General features: G+C 74.0%; 16 protein-coding genes. 6 read left to right on the top strand and 10 right to left on the bottom strand.

Features of this window, described 5'->3' with window-relative positions:
- The first annotated feature begins 59 nt into the window (after positions 1 to 59).
- Complete coding sequence (gene upp / locus AC060L_RS02275) at positions 60 to 695, top strand: uracil phosphoribosyltransferase (protein WP_483796658.1); 636 nt, start codon at positions 60 to 62, stop codon at positions 693 to 695.
- A 90-nt stretch (positions 696 to 785) separates the two neighbouring features.
- Here upp and AC060L_RS02270 read toward each other — a convergent pair whose 3' ends face one another.
- The 4 genes from AC060L_RS02270 to AC060L_RS02255 form a co-directional block, all read right to left on the bottom strand.
- Positions 786 to 1,565 (bottom strand): LytR C-terminal domain-containing protein, encoded by a 780-nt coding sequence (locus AC060L_RS02270; protein ID WP_483796657.1) that lies wholly within the window; start codon positions 1,563 to 1,565, stop codon positions 786 to 788.
- A gap of 293 nt (positions 1,566 to 1,858) precedes the next feature.
- Positions 1,859 to 2,155, bottom strand: a complete 297-nt coding sequence (locus AC060L_RS02265) for a type II toxin-antitoxin system VapB family antitoxin (protein WP_483796655.1) — start codon at positions 2,153 to 2,155, stop codon at positions 1,859 to 1,861.
- A 146-nt stretch (positions 2,156 to 2,301) separates the two neighbouring features.
- A complete protein-coding gene (locus AC060L_RS02260) occupies positions 2,302 to 3,468 on the bottom strand; it encodes a hypothetical protein (RefSeq protein WP_483796653.1) in 1,167 nt (388 codons plus the stop codon).
- Positions 3,469 to 3,576: 108 nt separating this feature from the next.
- Positions 3,577 to 4,284, bottom strand: coding sequence for a rhomboid family intramembrane serine protease (locus AC060L_RS02255; RefSeq protein ID WP_483796651.1), 708 nt, complete (start codon positions 4,282 to 4,284; stop codon positions 3,577 to 3,579).
- Positions 4,285 to 4,401: 117 nt separating this feature from the next.
- On the opposite strand from AC060L_RS02255, the gene AC060L_RS02250 reads away from it, so the two are divergent.
- Positions 4,402 to 6,780 (top strand): GH92 family glycosyl hydrolase, encoded by a 2,379-nt coding sequence (locus AC060L_RS02250; RefSeq protein WP_483796649.1) that lies wholly within the window; start codon positions 4,402 to 4,404, stop codon positions 6,778 to 6,780.
- Between the two features lie 24 nt (positions 6,781 to 6,804).
- Here AC060L_RS02250 and AC060L_RS02245 read toward each other — a convergent pair whose 3' ends face one another.
- Together AC060L_RS02245 and AC060L_RS02240 are read right to left on the bottom strand one after the other, a co-directional pair.
- Positions 6,805 to 7,392, bottom strand: coding sequence for an HhH-GPD-type base excision DNA repair protein (locus AC060L_RS02245; RefSeq protein ID WP_483796648.1), 588 nt, complete (start codon positions 7,390 to 7,392; stop codon positions 6,805 to 6,807).
- A 53-nt stretch (positions 7,393 to 7,445) separates the two neighbouring features.
- The gene (locus AC060L_RS02240; RefSeq protein ID WP_483796647.1) at positions 7,446 to 8,315 is read right to left on the bottom strand and encodes an SCO6745 family protein; all 870 of its coding nucleotides are present in this window, start codon (positions 8,313 to 8,315) and stop codon (positions 7,446 to 7,448) included.
- Between the two features lie 93 nt (positions 8,316 to 8,408).
- Between AC060L_RS02240 and AC060L_RS02235 the strand changes: the two genes are divergently transcribed.
- Positions 8,409 to 9,824: an aminotransferase-like domain-containing protein gene (locus AC060L_RS02235; RefSeq protein WP_483796646.1), complete on the top strand. Its 1,416-nt coding sequence runs from the start codon at positions 8,409 to 8,411 to the stop codon at positions 9,822 to 9,824.
- Between the two features lie 21 nt (positions 9,825 to 9,845).
- Here AC060L_RS02235 and AC060L_RS02230 read toward each other — a convergent pair whose 3' ends face one another.
- Positions 9,846 to 12,317 (bottom strand): helicase-associated domain-containing protein, encoded by a 2,472-nt coding sequence (locus tag AC060L_RS02230; protein WP_483796645.1) that lies wholly within the window; start codon positions 12,315 to 12,317, stop codon positions 9,846 to 9,848.
- Positions 12,318 to 12,661: 344 nt separating this feature from the next.
- Between AC060L_RS02230 and AC060L_RS02225 the strand changes: the two genes are divergently transcribed.
- The 3 genes from AC060L_RS02225 to AC060L_RS02215 all read left to right on the top strand — a co-directional run bounded on the left by AC060L_RS02225 (position 12,662) and on the right by AC060L_RS02215 (position 15,354).
- Complete coding sequence (locus AC060L_RS02225; protein WP_483796643.1) at positions 12,662 to 13,108, top strand: SRPBCC family protein; 447 nt, start codon at positions 12,662 to 12,664, stop codon at positions 13,106 to 13,108.
- A gap of 29 nt (positions 13,109 to 13,137) precedes the next feature.
- Complete coding sequence (locus tag AC060L_RS02220; protein WP_483796642.1) at positions 13,138 to 13,662, top strand: hypothetical protein; 525 nt, start codon at positions 13,138 to 13,140, stop codon at positions 13,660 to 13,662.
- A gap of 87 nt (positions 13,663 to 13,749) precedes the next feature.
- Positions 13,750 to 15,354 carry an Eco57I restriction-modification methylase domain-containing protein gene (locus AC060L_RS02215; protein WP_483796641.1) on the top strand — a complete coding sequence of 535 codons (1,605 nt, stop codon included), beginning with the start codon at positions 13,750 to 13,752 and terminating at the stop codon, positions 15,352 to 15,354.
- Positions 15,355 to 15,377: 23 nt separating this feature from the next.
- On the opposite strand, the gene AC060L_RS02210 is transcribed toward AC060L_RS02215, so the two are convergent.
- The 3 genes from AC060L_RS02210 to AC060L_RS02200 are packed head-to-tail and all read right to left on the bottom strand — an operon-like array spanning position 15,378 to position 18,897.
- Positions 15,378 to 16,673: an MFS transporter gene (locus AC060L_RS02210; RefSeq protein WP_483796640.1), complete on the bottom strand. Its 1,296-nt coding sequence runs from the start codon at positions 16,671 to 16,673 to the stop codon at positions 15,378 to 15,380.
- On the bottom strand, positions 16,670 to 17,731 hold the full coding sequence (locus AC060L_RS02205; RefSeq protein ID WP_483796638.1) for an alanine racemase: 1,062 nt from the start codon (positions 17,729 to 17,731) through the stop codon (positions 16,670 to 16,672). The genes AC060L_RS02210 and AC060L_RS02205 overlap by 4 nt, the downstream gene beginning before the upstream one ends.
- Positions 17,728 to 18,897 (bottom strand): SagB/ThcOx family dehydrogenase, encoded by a 1,170-nt coding sequence (locus tag AC060L_RS02200; protein ID WP_483796637.1) that lies wholly within the window; start codon positions 18,895 to 18,897, stop codon positions 17,728 to 17,730. Before AC060L_RS02200 ends, AC060L_RS02205 begins: the two co-directional genes overlap by 4 nt.
- Positions 18,898 to 18,909: the final 12 nt, after the last annotated feature.

Here is an 18,909-nt window from a genome sequence, read left to right as displayed (position 1 = left end):
GCCACAGGCGACGACGCGGCGGTCGTTCGAGGTGGCCGAACGCCGTTAAGGTCGTTGTCATGCGGATCCACGTCGTTGACCACCCCCTGGTGGCCCACAAGCTCTCCACGCTGCGCGATGAGCGCACCGACTCCCCGACCTTTCGTCGCCTGACCGACGAGCTGGTCACCTTGCTGGCCTACGAGGCCACCCGGGACGTGCGCACCGACGAGGTCGAGATCACCACGCCCGTCGCCGTGACCACCGGCATCCGGCTCAGCTACCCCCGGCCGCTGGTCGTGCCGATCCTGCGGGCCGGCCTGGGCATGCTGGACGGGATGACCCGGCTGCTGCCGACCGCCGAGGTGGGCTTCCTCGGCATGGTCCGCAACGAGGAGACGCTCGAGGCGTCCACCTACGCGACCCGGATGCCGGACGACCTGTCGGGCCGCCAGGTCTACGTGCTCGACCCGATGCTGGCCACCGGCGGCACGCTGGTCGCCGCGATCCGGCTGCTGATCGAGCGCGGCGCCACCGACGTCACGGCCGTGGTGCTGCTGGCCGCGCCGGAGGGCGTCGCGGTGATGGAGAAGGAGCTGGCCGGCCTGCCGGTGACGGTGGTCACCGCCGCGCTGGACGAGCGGCTGAACGAGCACGGCTACATCGTGCCGGGCCTCGGTGACGCGGGCGACCGGCTGTACGGGACGGCAGGCTGACCGCGCGGTAGCAAACCGGACACGGCAGAACGCGGCAAGGGGAAGGCCGCAGAGCGAGGTTCGCTCTGCGGCCTTCCCGTCCGTCTGCGGTCAGCAGCTGCCGGGCAGCGGCGACGGCGTGGGGGACGGCTTGGTCGCCTCGGCGAGCGCGGCCGCCTGGGCGGTCGGGTCGAGCAGCGCGGTGTAGCCGTCGCCGATCACGAAGTCGATGCTGCCGTCGGTGCGGCCGTCGGCCATCGTGGTGGCGCCGGCCACCTCGGAGCCGAGCAGCGTGGCCGCGCCGGCCCCGCCGGTGCCACCGATCAGCTGGGCGCTGCCGGGCACCTTGTTGGCCAGGGCGGACGGCGCGTTGCCGACCTTGCCGACGGTGAAGCCGCGCTTCTTGAGCTCGTCGGCGGTGCGGGCGGCCAGGCCGGCCTTGTCGGTGGCGTTCAGCACGTTGACCGTGACGGCCTGCGGCTGGGGGACGGCGGTGCTGGCCGGCAGCGGTGAACCGGCGGCGACCGGCGAACCGGAGGCGGCCGGCGAGCCCTGGGCGGCCGGTGAACCGGAGGCGGCCGGGGAGCCCTGGGCACTGGCTGCGCCGGACGCACCGGGTGTGTTCGGCGCGGCCATCGGCTTGGCCGCACCCGCGCCGGAGGCGCCGGTGGAGGGCCGGGCGCTGGCACAGGCCTGGGCGGCGGCGTGCTTGCCCTTGCCGGTGAAGATGTCGAACACCTGCACCCCGCCCAGCGCGATCAGCGACATCGCGAGCACCGAGCCCACCAGCATCAGGATCCGCCGACCGCGCCGCGGTGGTGGGCCGAGCCGGGGATAGCTGGTGCCGGTGATCCGGAACTGCTTCCCCTTCAACCCCTGGGGAGTCAACATGCTCACAGTCTGTCTCCCCTTGATGGAAGGGCAGCCTTGCCGGCGGGTGACGGAAACGACCCGCGAGGCGGTGGGACGGTAAGTCCGCAGTGCGGTGCGGCCGTGCTCGGCAGCCTAGTCCGGTTCTCAGGATGAAGGTAATAAATGATCATCATTTGGCGCACCCCGACACTCGAAAGGATGCACTGACGATCGATCGGCGGAACCGGAGGAGTGCGTCGGACGCGAACCGTGTACGTGAGGATGTGGCTCGCCGGGGGGAGGGCTGAGCGCGGGTCAGTCCGTGACCGGGCTCAGTCCATCTCCAGGACCCGGGCGTGCAGCACCTGACGCTGCTGCAGGGCAGCGCGCACGGCGCGGTGCAGCCCGTCCTCCAGGTAGAGGTCGCCATGCCACTTCACCACGTGGGCGAAGAGGTCCCCGTAGAAGGTGGAGTCCTCGGCCAGCAGTGTTTCCAGGTCCAACTGGCCCTTGGTGGTCACCAACTGGTCGAGTCGCACCGGGCGAGGGGCGACGTCCGCCCACTGGCGGGTGCTGAGCCGGCCGTGATCCGGGTACGGCCGCCCGTTGCCGATGCGCTTGAAGATCACACGGAAAGCCTACCGTTTTGGCGGCGCATGGCGCAGCAAGCGCGCTGCCCGGGGACGCGAGGCGGCCGGAATCCGCCATTGGACAATCATGTCAGCTGATCTTCCATTGGCTGCTGGATGGCGTTAATCCGCTGATCAGCACCCGTTCAGCCGTGCAGAGCAGCGCCGATCCGGTCCAGTGAGGAGATTCGCATCAGGCCGTAGTTGTAGAACTCGACCTCGGGCACGCCGAGCTCGCGCAGCACGGTGATCTTCGCGGCGAGATTCGCCGGGCCGTCGCAGTCCTCGGCCATGGGGCGCAGGATCACCGCCAGGTCCGCCGGGCGTACGCCGTGCAGGGCGAACGCGGCGACCTTCTCCCGGACGGCCTGCGGGGTCTTGGCGTAGCCGAGCGTCTCGATCCCGATGCCGGCTTTGGCGAGCGCGGGCAGGTCGATGCCGGCCAGCCAGCCGGTGCCCGGACCGCCGCCGTCCATGAAGCTCAGTCGCATCCCGTGCGCGCGGGCCCGCCGGTCGAGCTCGGCCGCCAGCGAGGTGACGGTCGCCGCGCCGGCGTCCAGGTAGGCGGCCAGCGCGCCGCCGGCCAGTTCGTCCAGCGCGGCCGGCTGTTCGGCGGCCTGCTCGTCGGCGAGCCGGCGGCGGATCTCGGCGGCGGCCACCCGCCGCACCTCCTCGGCCGGCACGCCCCGGTCGGTCGCGGCGGCCAGGCAGTGCGCGCAGAAGCAGATCCCGAGCAGCGCCTCGGCGACCGGGCCCAGCCGTTCGAAGTAGCGCTCGTGGTGGTAGCCGTGCCGCAGGCCGTGGAAGTGCAGCGACTCGGCGCGGATCGCGTCCACGCCGTACCGGGCCAGCTCGTCCACCAGGCCGTGCGCGTAGTCGCGGACCTCCGGGTGGGACGGGCAGAGCTCGGTGAGCGAGCGGTCGCCGAAGGCGTTGGCCGGTGCGCAGTCGGGGTGCTGGAAGCCGAGCCGGTCGTTGTGCAGGAAGACCGTCCAGGCGTGCAGCTTGAGGCCGCGCCGGCGGGTCTGCTCGGCGGCCTCGGCGAACGGGTCCCGGTCGCCGATGGCGGCGGCCGCGACGGGGGCCAGGCGGCGGCCGGACCAGCGGGCCGGGTCGGGGCGGAAGTACGCCGCGCCCGGCTCCAGGTACCGCACCACCCGGGTCGGGTGGTGCGGGAAGACGTCGCGGGCCGCGTGGTAGACCGAGGCCAGCGTGACGCCGCCGACCCCGGCCCGGTCGGTGAGGTTGCCGAAGAAGGTGTCCGCACCCTCGTCGATCAGGTCGGTGGCGAAGGCGAGGACGGACGAGTGCACGGCGCGGCTCCGGGGCGGGACGGGTCTCGGAGCAGCCACGCTAGCGGCCGTGTGGGCAATGGTCTACACCTGTAGGGCCCAGGTCAGGGGCCGGGCTCAGGGTTTGGGTCAGAGGCCGAGGTCGTCCAGCTGCTTGAGCAGGTCGGCGCGCGAGCTCGGCTCCCCGCCGGCCGGCTCGGCCGCGCCCGCCGCCCGGCCGATGGTGCCGGTGGCCGTCCGGGCGGCGCCGCGGTCGCGGAAGATCCACGCGCCCGCGAGTCCGCCGACCAGCCCGCCGAGGTGGCCCAGCCAGCTGACGCCGCCCTGCGCTCCGGGGACGGCGCCGAACACCAGGTACGCGAAGGAGGCCGCCATCACCAGGCCGATCAGCGTGTCGATCAGGTGCCGGTCGAAGAGGCCGCGCAGCACCACGTAGCCGAAGTAGCCGAAGACCAGCCCGCTCGCCCCGACGGTGAGCGTGCCGCCGCCCTGGAAGAGCCAGACCGACAGTCCGCTGGTGATCGCGATCAGCAGGGTCAGCGCGAGGAACTTCTTCACCCCGCGGTAGGCCGCGAGGAAGCCGAAGACGAAGAGCGGGCCCGAGTTGGACTCCAGGTGCGCCCAGCCGAAGTGCAGCAGCGGTGAGGTGAGCAGGTCGGGCAGGCTGCCCAGCCGGTGCGGGACGACCCCGAAGCGGCGGGCCAGGTCGTTGTCGTCCGACCAGTTGGCGAGCTGGATCACCCAGAGCAGGCAGAGGAAGCCGAACATCACGAAGAAGGCCTTCCTGGCCTCCGCGATCATCCGGGCCTCCGCGCCGCGCAGCTCGCTCTCCGCCATGACCGCTCCTCGTTCGGGTACCCGTATTGGCCCGATGGTAGGGCTGCGGCGGCCGAACGGGCGACAGCCGGGGCGCTACGCCGGGCGTCAGTTCCGCGACGACTACACGCTGATCACATGAGTGTCCGTCAGATCATCGCCGCGGCCACGGGCGTCCTGCTGCTGAGTGCCTCAGCAGTGCCGTCCGCCGCCGCCGTCACCGCTCGGCCGAGCAAGCCCGTGGTGGCCATCAATGACCCGGCACAGTACGTCAACCCGTTCGTCGGCACGAGACAGGGCGCCGCCGACTTCGGCAACGGCGGCGGGGCCGGCAACACGTTCCCCGGTGCGAGCGCGCCGTTCGGCATGGTCCAGTGGAGCCCGGACACCGTGACCTACCAGCACGGCGGCTACTTCTACGACGACCAGCGGATCCGCGGCTTCAGCCTGACCCACATCTCCGGCGCGGGCTGCGGCGACTACGGCAACATCCCGTTCATGCCGGTGCTGGGCGACGCCCCGGTCGGGCACTACACGTTCTCGCACGCGCACGAGAGCGCGGCGCCGGGCGCGTACGACGTGACCTTCGACAACGGGCTGCGCGCCGAACTGTCCGCCACCCAGCGCTCGGGCGTCGCCCGGTTCAGCTACCCGGCCGGGCAGACCGCCTCGCTGGTGGTGGACGCCGGCCGGGCCTTCAACAACGCCGCCGGCGCGCTGACCATCGGCACCGACAGCATCTCCGGCTACACCGACGGCGGGGGTTTCTGCGGCGCGGACAACCACTACCGGATCTACTTCACCGCCGTCTTCGACCGGCCGTTCAGCCACGCGGCCACCGTGCACGGCGGCGTGCTGGACGACGCCAGGCGCACCGCCAGCGGCGAGAGCCACGGCATCGCCCCGCAGCCGCCGCGCACCGCCGCGGCCGTCGCGGCGGCCGCGAAGCACGCGCGCGGCGCGGCGCAGCAGGTCCACCCGGAGGCGCCGGCGGACGGCTCGGACGCGCGGGCGCTGGTCTCCTTCGCGGACGCCGGCACCGGCACCGGCACCACCGTCACGGCCCGGGTCGGCATCTCCTTCACCAGCGCCGACGGCGCCCGGGCCAACCTGGCGACCGAACAGCGCGGGGTCGACTTCGACCAGATCAGGGCGCAGACCCGGCACGACTGGAACGGCATGCTCGGCCGGCTCGCCGTGGCCGGCGGCACCACCAAGCAGCTGCGCACCTTCTACACCGCGCTCTACCACTCGCTGCTGCACCCGAGCGCGCTCAGCGACGTGGACGGGCACTACCCCGGCTTCGACGGCAGGATCCACCAGACCACCGGCAAGAAAGTCCAGTACGCCGACTTCTCCGGCTGGGACATCTACCGCTCGCAGATCCAGCTGCTCGCGCTGCTGGCGCCGCGCGAGGCCTCGGACATCGCCCAGTCGCTGGTCAACCAGGGTGCCCAGGGCGGCTACTTCGACCGCTGGACGCTGGCCAACGGCGGCACCGGTGTGATGGTCGGCGACCCGATCCCGCTGATCGCGGCGAACATCCACGCCTTCGGCGGCACCGCCTTCGACACCGCCGAGCTGCTGCGCCTGGCCAAGGCGGGCAGCCACATCACGGCGGAGCGGCCCGGCCAGCGGGCGTACCAGGAGAAGGGCTACCTCCCGGTCGGCACCCCCGACGCCTGGGGGACGGTCTCGACCACGCTGGAGTACGAGAACGCGGACTTCGCGCTCGCCCAGCTCGCCGACCGGACCGGCGACGGCGCCGACCGCGACGCGTTCCTGAAGAGCACCGGCAACTGGCGCAATCTCTTCAACCCGAGCAGCCGCTACCTCCAGCAGCGCGCCGCCGACGGCAGCTGGCCGGCCTTCTCCCCGACCAGCGGTGACGGCTTCGCCGAGGGCGACAGCGCCCAGTACAGCTGGATGGTGCCGCACGACCTGCGCGGCCTGTTCGACGCGATGGGCGGCAACCAGGCGGTGGTCGACCGGCTCGACACCTTCTTCGAGAAGCTCAACGGCGGGCCCGACTCGGCGTACTGCTACCTGGGCAACGAGCCGTCGGTCGCCATCCCCTGGGCCTACGACTACGCCGGTCGCCCCGACCGCACCCAGGACGTGGTCCGCCGCGCGCTGACCACGCTCTACGGCGACACGCCCGAGGGCGAGGCCGGCAACGACGACCTCGGCGAGATGTCCTCCTGGGCCGTCTGGGCCGCGCTCGGCCTCTACCCGCAGACTCCGGGCCGGGCCGAGCTGGTGCTCGCCAGCCCGCTCTTCCCGCACGTCACCATCACCCGCGGCAACGGCGTGCTGATCGAGATCGGCGCCAAGGACGCCTCGGCCGACAACCGCTACGTGCACGGCCTCCAGCTGAACGGCGCGCCGTCCACCCGCCCATGGGTGGACGCCGGGCTGATCGAGCACGGCGGCAGCCTGGAGTTCCAGCTGGCCGCCGATCCGGCGCCGGCCTGGGGCAGCGCCCCGCAGGACGCGCCGCCGTCGTTCGGGATCTGACGCCGGAGCACGTCCGACGCAGGCTCACTTCTTCCCGGCGGCCTTGGCCTTCGCCTTCATCTCCTGCTTGTACGCGCGCACCTCGCGCAGCGACTCGGGATCGGTGATGTCGGCCACGGACCGCCGGGAACCGTCCTCCCCGTAGGCCCCCGCGGCCTCCCGCCACCCGCCGGGCCGCACGCCCAGCTGCTTGCCGAGCAGCGCGAGGAAGATCTGCGACTTCTGGGTGCCGAACCCCGGCAGCGCGGTCAGCCGCTCCAGCAGCTGCGGCCCGCTCGCCGCGTCGCGCCAGAGCGCCTCGGCCTCGCCGCCGTAGTGCTCGACCAGGAACTGGCACAGCTGCTGCACCCGGTGCGCCATCGACCCCGGATACCGGTGCACCGCGGGCTTCTGCGCCATCAGCGCCGCGAACTCCTCGGGGTCGTACTCGGCGATCACCCGCGCGTCGAGGTCCTCGGCCCCCAGCCGCTGCGCGATCACCAGCGGACCGGAGAACGCCTTCTCCATCGGCACCTGCTGATCCAGCAGCATGCCGACCAGCGCGGCCAGTGGACTGCGGCTGAGCAGGGCGTCGGCGTCGGGCTGCTGGGCGAGGCGGAGCGTGGTGGCCATGCCGTCCATGGTGGTCGAACGGGCGCCGGGGCCGCCGGGCAACACGCCGGGGCTCAGGGGCGCGGGGTGCCGATCGGGTTGGGGACGGGGATCGCCTGGGTGTCGATCAGGTGGCGGCTGAGCGGGGCGGCGAGGTCGATCGCCTCCAGCACGCCGGACTCGCCGAGCAGCGTGACCGGATCGGCGGCCAGCCGGTCGGTGGCGTTCTCGACCTCGCGGCGCAGTGCGCCGCCGGCCTTGGTGAGCCGGCCGTCGCGGTCCAGCAGGCCACGGGCGACGAGGCGGCGGCGGGCCTGCTCCCACTCCTCGTCGGTCCAGCCCCGGGTGCCCTGGATCATCTCGCGGGTGACGCTGCCGGTGGCCACGTGGGTGAGGCCGGCCTCCAGGCCGGTCAGGCCGGCGTGCACGACGGCGATCACGTGGCCGTCGCCGCGGTGCTCGCGCAGCACGGTGGTGGCCAGCCAGAGCCGGCCGAGCAGGTCGGCGGGGTCGGCCGGGCGCGGCACCTTGGACCAGGCGGCGGCCAGTGCCCGGCCCTCGAAGCCGCAGCCCTCGACGGCGCGTTCGAGCAGTTCGACCAGGCGCGGCGGCACCCCGTCCGCGCCGCCGGGCAGCACCCGCTCCAGCGCGGCGCGGACGGCGCCGAGCCGGGTCTGCAGCACCCGGTCCGGGTCCGCGTAGGCCCAGGCCTCGGGCAGCGCGCGGGCCGGCCTGGCGGGGGCGAAGGCGAAGCTGAGCGCGGCGGCCGTCGGGCCGTCGATCGGGCCGACCGGTGCGAGCCGGCCGGCGAAGTAGCCCATCCACCAGCCGGTCAGGCCGATCGCGCGGGCGGCCTCGGCCGGTTCGGGGGCGAAGTACGCGACGGCGTGGATCGGCTCGATCGCCTCCCAGAAGCGGCGGGCGAGGGTGGGGCTGGGGTGCACGGTTTCGGCTCCTTCGACAGGTGGGCTGGTTCGGTGCTCTGGTGATCAGCGTGGACCTTGTCCGGGGTGTGCGGACAGTGCCAATCTGGGCGAATGGACCAGGATCTCGGCTGGTGGGTGCGGATCGCGCTGGACGGCTGGCAGCGGCGCGAGGGGCCGCGGTACCGCCGGATCCAGGCCGCCGTGGCCGATGCGGTGGGGCGCCGGCTGGTCGCCGCCCCGGACCGGCTGCCGCCGGAGCGGCTGCTCGCCGACGCGCTCGGGGTCAGCCGGGGCACCGTGGTGCGCGCGTACGAGGAGCTGGCCGAGGCCGGGCTGGTCGAGCGCCGCCAGGGCGCGGGGACGTACCTGCGGCCGCGGCCGGCCTGGACGCAGGCGCCGGTGGCCCGTCCCGCCGAACTGCCCGCGTCGGAAGTCGATCTGATCGACCTCTCGCGCGCGGTGCCGGCCGGCACCGGCCACCTGCCGCCGATCGGCGCCTTTCCCGGGCTGGACGGCCAGGGGCACGGGCTGCACCCCGCCGGGCTGCCCGCGCTGCGCGAGGCTCTGGCCCGCCAGCTCAGCACCCGGCTGCGGCTGCCGACCGGGCCCGAGCAGCTGATCGTCACCTCCGGCGCGCAGCACGCGCTCTCGCTCGTCGCCGCCGCGCTGCTCGCGCCGGGGCGGACGGTGATCACCGGCTGCCCGACGTACCCGGGGCTGCCCGACGTGGTGACGCAGCACCGGGGGCGGCTGATCGGCGTACCGGTGGACGAGCGCGGGCTGGACGTCCACGCGGTGGAGCGCGCCGCCCGCCGCGCCGCCGCGCCGGTGGTCTACCTGGACTCGGCGGCGCACAGCCCGTGCGGCGCGGTGCTGGCCGAGCACCGCCGGGCCGATCTGCTCGCCGTGGCCGGGCGCAGCGGGGCGGTGCTGGTGGAGGACCTGGCCCAGGCCGGGCTCGACCTCGACGAGGGCGCGGCCGTGCCCGAGCCGCTCGCGGCGCGGGACGATTCGGTGATCGCGATCGGCTCGCTCTCCAAGACGCTCTGGGCCGGCCTGCGGATCGGCTGGATCCGGGCGCCGGCCGCGCTGCGCGACCACCTGCTGCGGCTGCGTGCGACCAGCGACCTGGCGGGGCCGGTGCCGTCCCAGCTGCTCGCCGTCGCGCTGCTGGCGGCGGCCGATCAGCCCTGGCAGGACGGGCTGCGCCGGGCGCTGCGGGAGCGGCGCGCGCTGCTGCTGGAGCTGCTCGGGCAGCGGCTGCCGGCCTGGCGGGCGGTGCGACCGCAGGCCGGGCTCTCACTCTGGGCCGAGCTGCCGGTGCAGGACAGCGAGACCTTCGTGCACCTGGCCGCCACCCGGTACGGCGTGCGGGTGCTGCCGGGCGCGGCGGTCTGCGTGGACGGGCGGCACCGGGGCGGCGTGCGGCTCTCCATCGCCGAGTCACCGCGGACGCTGGAGTCGGGGGTCGAGCGGCTGGCCGTCGCGTGGGAGGAGCACAGCAGGCGGCTGGCGGCCAGCAGGTAGTGCGCCTCGGTGGGACAGGCGCTAGCTGGGGAGGACGGACTGGATCCGGGCGAGGGTGAACTCCTTCGGGTAACTGCTCGGCTCGCAGCGGGCGTAGAGGTAGGGCGAGTCGAACTCCAGCTCGCTGAGCACGTGCACGGTGCGGCTGCCGGTGTACGCCAGGTACTCGATCCGGACCGAGCCCTCGGTGTGGATCGCCCGGGCGAGCCGGCGGATGTCGGTGGGGGAGAGCTGGCGGGCGTGGCCGGCCAGCTCCTCCTCGGTCTGCGCCTGCTCCTCGCCGATCTCCCCCTGCACCGCGAACTGGCTCAGCAACCGACCGGCCAGCGCCCGGAGTTCGGCCGGAGCCGGGGCGCTGCGGGCCGGTTGACGGGTGGCCGCGCCGCGCTGCTGCGGGACGGCCGGCGCGCGGTCGGAGGTGGCGCGTTCGACCCGGACGGTGCCGTCGGCCGCCTCCGCGACGGGCGCGTAGCCCTCGGCGCGCAGCGCGGCCAGGGTGACCTCCGGGGTGGCGCCGCTGACCAGGACGGTCGGTGCGAGGGTGCGCAGCCGCAGCGCGCCGAGCCTGCGGTGGACGGCGAGTTCGGCGAGCAGGCCGGCGTCGGCGCCGTGCAGCACGCAGCCGGGGGTGACGACCCGGATCCGGCCGTGCCGGCGGGCGGTGTCGCTGATCAGATAGGCCAGCGGGTGGGGCAGCCGGGCGTCCGCGGGTGCGGCGCTGACCGCGGCCAGCTCGGCGGTGAGCTGCTCCGGGGTGCGGCCGGCGTCCAGCGCGCGGCGGATGCCGGCCGCGCTGAACCGCCAGACCGACGCCGTGCCGCGGGTCTCGCGCTCGGCGGTGGCGTCCAGCAGGGCGGCCAGCCGGCCGGACGGGGTGCCGGTGACGACGGCGGTCAGGTCGGTGCCGAACCGGGCGCGCTCGGCCGCCGGCGGCAGCAGCCGGGCCGCGCAGGCCAGCAGCTCCGCGGACTGCTCGCCGGCCGGTGCCCCCGGTGTCGGTGCGCGGGAGGCAGCCGGCGCCGACAGTGCGGCGCCGAGCGGGCTGAGCGTGCCGCGCGCGACGACGCCGAGCAGCTCGCCCTCCCGGATCACGGTCGCGAACGGCGTGCCGGCGTCCTGCGCCAGCTGGTCGGCCAGCGGCCGGTACCAGGCCACGACCGGGGCCAGCGCGGTCGCCCTGGCGGCGCCGTGCCCGTCCGGCAGCCGGCCGGCCGCGAGCAGCAGTGCGCGCCGTGCCTGGCGGCAACTCGGGCTCGGCGGACGGCAGATCAGTGCGGGCCAGGCCTTGCCCTCGGCGTCCCGGGCGGCGGTCGGGGTGAACGGCAGCGACCACCAGGCGAGCAGCAGCGCGGTCAGCTGCCCGGCCGGCTCCTGCTCCGCCCAGGCGTCGTACGCCCGGGTCATCGCGGACTGCCCGCTGCCGGCCGCCGGGTCACCGCCGCCCTTGACCCGGCCGGTGCCCCGGGCCCGCGCACCGGCGCTGCCGTGCCGGGTACCTGTACCAGCACTGGCGGCCGCGCCGCCGGTGATCAGGCCGGCCGCGGCCGCGCACTCCAGCACCAGCCGCACCACCGGCTCGGCGCACTGCGCGGCCTTGCCGATCCTGGCCAGTTCGCGCGGCCCGACCCCGCCGGTCCTGAGCAGCACCGGTGGCCCGGCGGCGCACGCGGCGAGCACCGAGGCGGCCTGGCCGCAGAACGTGCCGGCCGCCGCGGCCGCCTCGCGGGCCACCTCCGCGGCGGCGACCGGGACCAGCTCCGGCGTCGGCGGCACCGGATCGAACGGCGCGTGCCAGGCCGGCCCGCGCAGCGCGACGGTGACCTCGGCGGGCATCCGGGTCGCACCGTGGCCGTGGTGGGTGCGGACCAGCAGCGCACGCTCGCGGGCCCACTGCGCGGCCCGGCCCGCCTCGGTGCTCGCCGGGCCGCCCTGCACCGTCGCCGGCATGCCGCGCAGGGCGCACTGCTCCAGCAACCGCCGTGCGCCGGCGGGCGCCTGGGCGATCACGCCGGCGACCCAGGCGGTCGAGCCGAACCGCTCGACGAGCGCAGCGAGCCGCTGCTGCTTGGTGGCCGGCACGCGCAGGTCCAGCGTGCTCATGATCGCCCGCAGCTCCTCGGAGGTGGCGTCGGCGAGCAGCTCGGCCAGTGCCGGCTCCAGCCCGGTCGGGTTCGGCCAGACCTGGCGCAGCGCGGCGGCCGGATGCAGCGTGCCGTGCTCGTCCGGCCAGACCAGTGCGTGCGCGGCCAGGGCCTGGAGTGCGGTGTCCAGGCCGCGCAGCCGCTCCGGGCCGTGCGCGCCGAGCAGCCGGGCCAGCGCGGGCCGGTCGGCCACCCGGCCGAGCGCCACCACCGCCTCGGCTGCCTGCAGGAACGGCCGGGGCAGCCGCCGGAGCACCACCGCGACCGAGGACGGGCGCTCCAGCCGCTCGGACAGCTCGACCAGGCCCCGGGGCGCGGGATCCGCTGCGACGTCCGGCCGGGACCGGAGCACCCGGTACAGCTCGTCCTCGTCCAGCCCGCACAGCCAGCTGGCCAGCGGGGAGCCGGCGGAGTCGGTGATGGCAGCTCACCTCGCTCGGAGCGCACGGACGGCAGCGGCGCCGGAGCGCCGGTGGACGACGCGGCGGCGCTGCGCGCCTGCGGAATGCGACGGATACGTGACTGTCCGTCAGTGTAGTGCGGGGTGGTGACCGCCGGGGCGGGTTTGCCGGGATCGGGTGGGTGTGCACGGTGGGTGATAAAGGGGTGGCAGAACGTGCTGGTCTGGAGTGGTGGACAGCTGCTCGGGCTGCCCGTTCGGCCCGCCGGGGGTGGAATGGGACTGGGAGGATCGCCATGGAGAAGGTCTACGAGTTCTACATCCGCACCACGCCGGAGCGCCTCTGGGAGGCGATCACCGATCCGGAGATCCGCAGCAGGTACAGCTTCGGCACCCGTGTCGAGTCGGACTGGCAGCCGGGATCCCGGATCGAGGTGAGCGCGCCGGGCGTGCCCGGTCTGCTCGGCGACGGTGAGGTGCTCGACGTCGAGCCGCCGAACCGGCTGGTGCACAGCATGGTGGCGCTCTGGAGCGAGGACGTGAAGAGCGAGGGCAACTCGCGGGTGGCCTGGGACATCGACAGGATCGCCGACACCTGCCGCCTCGTGCTCACTCACGACCACCTGCGGGAGAACGCCAACGAGGAGCTCTACGGGGGCTGGCCGATGATCCTCTCCGGCCTGAAGACCTGGCTGGAGACGGGCGAGCAGCTCACCACCCCGGGGTCGCTGCGCTACACCTGAGCAGGGGCTGGGCCGGTATGGTCGGGGCCGTGGCAGAGGAACCGACTCCCTATCTCCTGGTCATCGGAGAGCGTCAGGCGCTGAGCTGGATCCTGCACGAGGAGCGCACCGCGTTCCCGGTGAAGCGCTGCCGCACCGCCGACCTGCTGCGGGCTGGCGACCGGCTGGTCCTCTACACCACCCGCAGCTGTTTCAACCGGCCCACGGCCGACCGGGGCCGGCTGATCGGCACCGCGACCGTCACGACCCCGGTCCGGCCGCTCGACGCCCCGGTCGAGTTCGCCGGCCGCTCCTTCGGCCGGGGCTGCGAGCTGAGGATCCCCGCCGTGGCGCCGGTCAGGACCGGGCCGGAGCTGGCCGGGCTGCTCGAGTGGCTGGAGACCTTCCCGGCGTCCTGGGCCACGCATCTGCGGCGCCCGCTGGTGCCGCTGAACGACCACGACTTCGACGTGCTCGCGACGGCCGTGGCACCCGCCACCACCGCCCGGGCGGCCGTCCTGCCGGGCTACCGCGAGCACGCGCGGCGGGCGGCCGCCGCCGGTCGGTCGAACTGAACGGGCTGGTCAGACCGCTGGAGTACGCTGCTGTGGTAGGCCTCGACCGGGTCTGGGAGCAGCGGATCGCCGACGTGGAGGCAACGGGTGTCTGAGCAGTGGCATGAGCTGGAGCTGCGGCGCCTGAGGCTGCAGGCCACGCTGGACGCCGAGCGCTCTGCCCGCGAGCGGAACGAGGCCGGCCAGTTCGCGACGCCGCCGAAGCTCGCCGACGAGATCACCCGGTATGTGCTCGGCCTGCACGAGGCGGCCGAGATCGACTTCATCGAGCCGTCCTGCGGCTCCGGCTCCTTCTTCTCGGCGCTGCTGCGGCAGAGCAGGGCCACCGCCGAGGACGGCGACGGCGGTAGCGGCAGCGGCAGCGGTGGCGGCAAGCGGATCCGATCCGCGCTCGGTGTGGAGCTCGACCCGCGGTTCGCGCAGGCCGCGCGGGAGACCTGGGCGGGTGAAGGACTGACGGTCGTCCAGGGGGACTTCACGCTGCCGCAGACCGTTCCCTCGCTCGCGGCCTCGCTGCTGATCGCGAATCCGCCGTACGTCAGGCACCACCACCTGGCCGCCGCCGACAAGAAGCGGCTTGGCGAGATCGCGTTCGACGAGGTCGACATCAAGCCGAACGGGCTGACCGGGCTCTACGTCTACTTCGTCCTGCTGAGCCACCGGCTGCTGGCGCCCGGTGCCGTGTCCGCCTGGCTGATCCCGAGCGAGTTCATGGACGTGAACTACGGGAAGTCGCTGAAGCAGTACCTGACTCGCAAGGTCAAGCTGCTGCGCGTGCACCAATTCGACGCCGCTGAGGTCCAGTTCGACGATGCGCTGGTCACCTCCAGCGTGGTGGTGTTCAGCAACGAGCCGGCCGATCCGGACTTCGAGACGTCGTTCTCGTTCGGCGGCGACCTCGCGAACCCGCGGGTGGACCACCGGATCCGGGTTGGGGAGATCGACCCCGCGATCAAGTGGTCCCGGTACATCCGCGGCGCCGGTCAGGCCGACGCGGTGGGCGGCCCGGTGCTGTCCGACTTCTTCAAGATCCGCCGCGGCCTGGCGACCGGCTCCAACGCCTTCTTCATCCTCAAGCGCGCCGAGGCCGAGCGGATCGGGATCGACCCGGAGTTCCTGCGCCCGGTGCTGCCCAGCCCGCGCGGGCTGAAGACCGACGTGATCGCCGCCGACGAGTCCCACTGGCCGCTGATCCCGGACCAGTTGGCGCTGATCGACTGCCCGCACCCGATCGAGAAGGTCCGCTCGGTCAACCCGGAGCTGGGCGCCTACCTGGACGCGGCCGACAAGAAGGTCACCGACGGCTACCTGGTCAGCCGCCGCAAGCCCTGGTACAAGCAGGAGGAGCGCGGGCCGGCGCCGATCCTGCTCACGTACATGGGGCGCGGGAAGGAGGACGAGCACCCGCTCCGGTTCATCCTGAACCACTCGGCCGCGGTCGCGACGAACATGTACCTGATGCTCTACCCCACCCCGCGCCTCCAGCGGTTCCTGGAGAGCACGCCCGACGGCATCGCCCTCGTGCACCGGGCGCTGCTCTCGATGTCCGTCACCGACTTCCGCGGTGGCGGGCGGGTCTACGGCGGCGGCCTGCACAAGATGGAGCCGAAGGAGCTCTCCTCGCTGCCGGCCGACTGCATCGTCTCGCTGGCGCCCGAGCTGCTCGGCGACTCCGAGCAACTGCCGCTGTAGTCAGGCGAACTGACGTTCCGTCGCTAAGCGGCGGCAGCCGTGGAGACGGCAGCGGCGGGGACGGCGCTGACGGTCGGTGCGGCTTCGGGAGGCGCGGCCTCCGGCGCCGGGGTGAGGTTGCGGACCTCGCGGACCAGTAGCGGCGCCAGCGTGGCGGTCAGCTGGAAGACACCGGCGGCGAGCAGGGTGCGGCGCAGGCCGAAGCTCGCCGCGAGCGGGCCCGCGACGGCCAGGCCCAGCGGCTGGGCGCCGTAGGAGCCGGTCCACTCGTAGGCACTGACCCGGGACAGCCGGTCGGCCGGGACGTGGGCCTGGAGGGTGGTCTCCCAGACCGGGTTGAAGACCATCATCCCGGCGCCGCCGAGGAAGAACGCCGCCAGGCCCGCGGGCACGCTGTGGGTCTGGGAGAGCAGCAGCGACGGCGCGGCGAAGAGCGACACCGCGATGAGCCCGAAGCGCAGCGGGTGCCGCGGGCTGACCTGCATGCCCAGCGCGCCGCCGGCCGCGGCGCCGAGGCCGAAGGCGGCCAGGAACGCGCCCCAGGCACCCGGACCGCCGAAGTCGCGCAGGCAGAGCAGCGGCCCGAGCACCGAGATCATCGCGTAGGCCATGTTGGCCAGAGAGGCGACCGAGATCGTGCTCCAGATCCAGGTGCGGCCGCTGAACTCGCGCCAGCCCTCCAGCAGGTCGGCGCGCACCCGGCTGGCCTGGAGGCGTCCGGCCGAGCCGTCGATGCCGAGCCGGCTCAGGCAGACGGCGCTGACCAGGAAGGTCGCGGCGTCGGCGGCGATCGCCCAGCCGGCGCCGACGGCGACCACCAGGCCGGCCGAGCAGAGCGGCCCGGCGATCATCGCGGCCGACTGGGACAGGCTGCGCAGCCCGTTGGCGGCCTGGCGCTGCTCGGCCGGCACGGTCTCCTGCACCAGGCCGGTGATCGCGGGGGTGAACAGCGCGCTCGCGGTGCCGTGGACGACCTGGAGCACCGCCAGTTCCCACAGCCGCAGGTGCCCGGTGAGCAGCAGGACCGCGGCCGTGCCCTGCCCGGCGGCCCGCACCAGGTCGGCGAAGCGCATCACCCGGTGGCGCGGCAGCCGGTCGGCGATCACGCCGCCCAGCAGCAGGAACAGCACGATCGGGATGATCCGCAGGGCGAGCACGAGGCCCAGGTCGGCGGCGGAGCCGGTCAGCGCCAGGACGGCGAAGGCCAGTGCCGGTGCGGACATGAAGTCACCGAGCAGCGAGGTGCACTGGCCGATGAAGAAGAGGCGGAAGCGGGGGACGCCGAGGACCTTGAGACGGTCGGTGAAGGTGCTGCTCATGCGGAAGTCCCGGGAGTGTCGGGAGTGCCTGAGGTGCTGGGGGTGTCGGGGCTGGCGAGGACGGGCCAGCGATCGCGCAGGCCGCTGCTGCTGTTGCTCACGTGCAGGGCGGGCAGCTCCTGGAGCAGCGGGCAGATGTGCGGCGGCGCGATCGGCTCGCCGGTGCCGAGCAGGACCGGGCCGGCCGGCTGCCACGGGTACCGGTGCTGGGCGAGGAGGTCCTCGGCCGTGTCGCGGAGCTCGGGGTCGGCGAGGGCGACGGTGATCGCGACGTCCTGCGGCCGGCAGACGCCGATCCGGGCGAGGCCCTCGTCGTAGAGCGCGTACGCGCCGGAGCCGATCTCGGTGACGCCGGGGACGGAGAGGATGCCCGCCGCGGTCGGCGTGCCGCCGACCGAGACGGTGGGGCAGGCGGTGCCCCGGGCGCGCAGGTACTCGGCGCAGTGCACGGCGTAGCGGGCGGTGCTCTGGCCCAGGGCGAAGCGGTTCTCGCCGCTGTCGGGGGTGATCATGCCCTGGTAGGCGGTGACCCCGTCGAAGCGCAGGCCCGCGGTGCGGCCGACCAGCTCGGCGAGCGCGAGCAACTGCTGCGGGGTGCTGGCGGTGGCGTCGTAGCCGTCGCCGATCCTGGCCAGCACGCCGATGGTGCTGCCCGCCGCACGGGCGGCGGCCGCCAGGCCGGGGACCACCTCGGGGGAGTCCACGTGGACGGCCAGCCGGCAGTCGCGGGCCAGCTCGGCGTAGAGCGCGAAGCGCCACTGGTCGCGGAACGGATGCGCGATCACGACGTCGGTGACGCCCGCTTGCAGGTACCGGCGGGCCTGGTTCGCCTGGGTGATCGAGATCCCCTGGGCGCCGGCGTCGAGTTGACGGACCGCCAGGGCGAGGGTGCGATGCCCCTTGGCGTGCGGGCGAACGGTGACGCCTGCGGCGGCGGCCCGCTCGTGGAACCGGGCGATGTTGCGTTCGGCGACGGCCAGGTCGATGGTCGCGGTGAGGGAGGCGCCCCGGGCGGCCGGGTCGGTGAGGACTGCCGAGTTGAGGACGGCGGTGCTCATGCCGCCTCCTCGGCGGCCGTGGCGCCGCGGCCGTCCCACTCGTCGCCCAGGAAGGAGAAGTCGGCCGGTCCGCCGTCCAGCATCCGGCGCTGCCGTTCGGTCTCCGCCGGGGTGCGGGGGCCGACGCCGTTCAGGCCGAGCAGGATCTCCTGGCTCCAGTCCAGGCCGAGCAGCTTCTCGACCGGCTCGTCGCGGGTCGCGGCGGTGAAGAAGACGCCGAGGTCGAGAGCGGTGCCGACCAGGTAGGCGGTCTGGCTGAGGTGGCCCAGCTCGGTGTACAGCGACCGGTAGACCCGGCCCATGCGGTACTTCCAGGCGGTTCGCTCCAGGACGGCGGTGTAGAGGAGCAGCACGCCGGAGTTCTGGACGTACGTCTGGCCGCCGCACCAGTCGATGAGCTCCTGCGGGTCCCGCTCGCCGAGTGCGATCGGCTCCAGCGCGTGCTCGGTGGAGTGGTAGTGGTAGACGCCCGCCGGGACGCCCTCGACGTTGAGGACGACCGGGTAGACCTCGATCGCGTGCCGCGAGCCGCCGGACGGGCTGGCCTTGAGCATCGAGGGCTGCAGGCCGGGCGCCTGCACCTGGTGCAGCGGGCCGGCGACCCAGCGCAGCAGGGTGGCCAACTGCTCGCGGGACATACTCTGTTGCGGGTCCAGCTGACGGGTGGTGCGGCGACTGCGTAGGGTCTGCTGCAGGCTGTTGGCGTGCAGGGCGGTGTCGTCGGCGGCCGGCAGGTGGAGCCGGCCCTCCGGCGCGTACTCCTTGAAGTGCGCCGGCTGCGGCCGGGTGTCGAGGTTGCCCCGGAGCCAGGCGGAGTCCTCGTTCGCGCTGACGAACGTGTCGGACTCCTGGGTGCGCGAGGCGAGGTGGTAGTACGTGGCGGCGGTTCCCCACTCGGCCCAGGGGCCGAGCTGCTCCTCGCGGTCGTGCTCGGGGGATCCCTCCGCCACCAGGACGTGGGCACCGAGCAGTTGGCTGACGAGCTGCGGATCGTGCCCGGTCTCCCGGAGGACGAGGTCCGGGTCGTTCCAGTCGGCGAACCGACCGAGGAGACTGCCGGCTTCCGCGCTCAGCGCGAGCTGCCGGTGGCGCAGCGGGTCATCGCAGACCAGCCGTCCCTTGCGCCACAGGAAGACGCAGAGCTGTGAGACACGAAGCCGGGTCATCTCTCTCCTTGA

Source organism: Kitasatospora sp. NEAU-69 (assembly GCF_057158765.1).
The sequence above is the reverse complement of the archived record's forward strand: the minus strand, read 5'-3'. Positions and strand labels throughout refer to the sequence as shown.

Excerpts from the sequence above, each read along its gene's own strand:
- upp (WP_483796658.1), top strand. The coding sequence starts at position 60 with ATGCGGATCCACGTCGTTGACCACCCCCTGGTGGCCCACAAGCTCTCC.
- AC060L_RS02270 (WP_483796657.1), bottom strand. The coding sequence starts at position 1,565 with ATGTTGACTCCCCAGGGGTTGAAGGGGAAGCAGTTCCGGATCACCGGC.
- AC060L_RS02255 (WP_483796651.1), bottom strand. The coding sequence starts at position 4,284 with ATGGCGGAGAGCGAGCTGCGCGGCGCGGAGGCCCGGATGATCGCGGAG.
- AC060L_RS02250 (WP_483796649.1), top strand. The coding sequence starts at position 4,402 with ATGAGTGTCCGTCAGATCATCGCCGCGGCCACGGGCGTCCTGCTGCTG.
- AC060L_RS02245 (WP_483796648.1), bottom strand. The coding sequence starts at position 7,392 with ATGGCCACCACGCTCCGCCTCGCCCAGCAGCCCGACGCCGACGCCCTG.
- AC060L_RS02235 (WP_483796646.1), top strand. The coding sequence starts at position 8,409 with ATGGACCAGGATCTCGGCTGGTGGGTGCGGATCGCGCTGGACGGCTGG.
- AC060L_RS02225 (WP_483796643.1), top strand. The coding sequence starts at position 12,662 with ATGGAGAAGGTCTACGAGTTCTACATCCGCACCACGCCGGAGCGCCTC.
- AC060L_RS02210 (WP_483796640.1), bottom strand. The coding sequence starts at position 16,673 with ATGAGCAGCACCTTCACCGACCGTCTCAAGGTCCTCGGCGTCCCCCGC.
- AC060L_RS02205 (WP_483796638.1), bottom strand. The coding sequence starts at position 17,731 with ATGAGCACCGCCGTCCTCAACTCGGCAGTCCTCACCGACCCGGCCGCC.
- AC060L_RS02200 (WP_483796637.1), bottom strand. The coding sequence starts at position 18,897 with ATGACCCGGCTTCGTGTCTCACAGCTCTGCGTCTTCCTGTGGCGCAAG.